Source organism: Pseudomonas sp. IT-P218, assembly GCF_949767605.1.
GTDB classification, from domain to species: domain Bacteria; phylum Pseudomonadota; class Gammaproteobacteria; order Pseudomonadales; family Pseudomonadaceae; genus Aquipseudomonas; species Aquipseudomonas putida_AE.
This window is the reverse complement of the sequence record NZ_CATKQQ010000047.1, coordinates 1-1,671: the sequence shown is the minus strand read 5'-3', so window position 1 is coordinate 1,671 and position 1,671 is coordinate 1. Positions and strand designations below refer to the sequence as shown.

Genomic DNA, 1,671 nt, shown 5'->3' with positions numbered 1-1,671 from the left:
TCGAGCGGGCCCAGGACCTTGACCAGAAAGGCCGCGTCGGCTTTTTCCGGGCGCGCCAGCATCAGGTAGGCCTTGAGTTGTTCGTAGGCCTGGGGTGCGCGTTTGAGGCGTTCGGGGCTGTCGGCGGGGAGCTTGGTCAGGGTAGTGAGTTGTTGCTGCAGGCTGGCCATCGCCGGGTCGCGCAGCAGGCGCTGGTTGGCCTCGACGTAGGTGGGCCAGAGCATTTGCAGCAGTTCCGGATTTTTGTTCAGGCCGAAGCGCTGGTACCAGGGGGTGCCGTGGGTGGCGCGGTATTCCAGGCGGCCCAGTTCGCGGGCCAGGTCATTCAGGGCGAGGAATTGTTCGTCAGGGGTTGATGATTGTTGCAGGGTCGCCAGCGATGTCTGCACCTGGGCGATGTGCACGCGGTTGGTGGCGAAGGACAGTAGCATGCCGGCGCTCCAAATCAGCGCCAGCCCCAGCGCCAGTGAATAACCCACTCGCGTGACGCCCCAGCCGAGGCGGCGATGGAGCACGGTCTTGTCACCGAGCACGCCGTCCCAAGGCGGCATGGCGTACCAAAGGTGAGCTTTTTTTACTTCAGTGTCTTTACTGCCCGGCAGCGGCAGGCTGAACCACAACCCGCGCAGCGGCAGACTCCGGGCGAACACCCGGAACAACGGCGCCAGCGCCTGCCGCCAACGCGCTATGCCCTCGACCTGCAAATCACGGGACAGACGCAGCAGGAAGTCATGACGCATGGTGCCCTGGATTTGCGCCCAACCGTTGTCGCGCAGGGGTAACACCAAGCTCTCCAACCCGCTCTCCAGCGCCTGCGGCGTCACATCGGACGGCAGCAGACAACCGACCGCCTGGGTGGGGCGTTTGTCCTGATCCCATCCACTGTCGCAGACCTGCCACAGGTGCAGCGGCAACTGCCAGCGCAGCTGGCGGGCCAGGTCTTGCAGGTGACGCACACCGTTGTCCATCGCCTCAGTGTCGGTGCTTTGTTGTGCGTTCAGGGCCCAGATCACGCCGTCAAGGGCACGCCAGCGGCTCAGGCCTTGCCACGGGGTGACGCGGCCATCATCGAATTTGGTTTGGGTGCTGCCACCCCAGAGCAGGATGGTGTCGTGGCCTGCGAGCCATTTTTTATCTTTCAGATGGGGGGCGATGGCGTTGATCTGATCGGGTTCGCCGGCGACCAGTAGCAGGCGGACTTTGTGGCGCCAGAAATGGCCGTGATGTTCGCGCAGGTAATAATCGAGACCGTCCCGTTCAACGTTATCGCAGCTCGATCGAGGGGCTCCTGCACCGAATTTTTCCCGTGCCCACGCTATGAACTCCAGTGTCCCCAGCTTTCTGGTAGCCAGCGCTCCCAGACTTTCGAGAAACAAGATCACCAGACATCCGGCGAGCAGCCAAGCGGAGAAAGTCACCCTTTCGAGCCCATTATTTACAGAAAGGATCGGGTTCTCCACCCAGATCAGCAGCCCACCGATAATTCCCAAACAAAGCACTACAATCCAGACACTGACTTGTTTCATGATTAATCCTTATCCCCGATCATCCAGCGGGCCGCACAACGCACCATTGCGGCGAAGTGTCCTGCATCATTACAAGTTGAGGTTGGCGCTCGGTGCGCGCGTTTTCGCTGGCGACGACCAGTGCCAAATTGCCCACTGCACACCC

General features: G+C 61.5%; 1 protein-coding gene. It reads right to left on the bottom strand.

The window, feature by feature from the left end; translation table 11 throughout:
• On the bottom strand, window positions 1–1,379 hold a 1,379-nt coding region (locus tag ACM6I6_RS22580; RefSeq protein WP_414920735.1), incomplete at its 3' end, for an ImcF-related family protein.
• Between the last annotated feature and the right edge of the window lie 292 nt (window positions 1,380–1,671).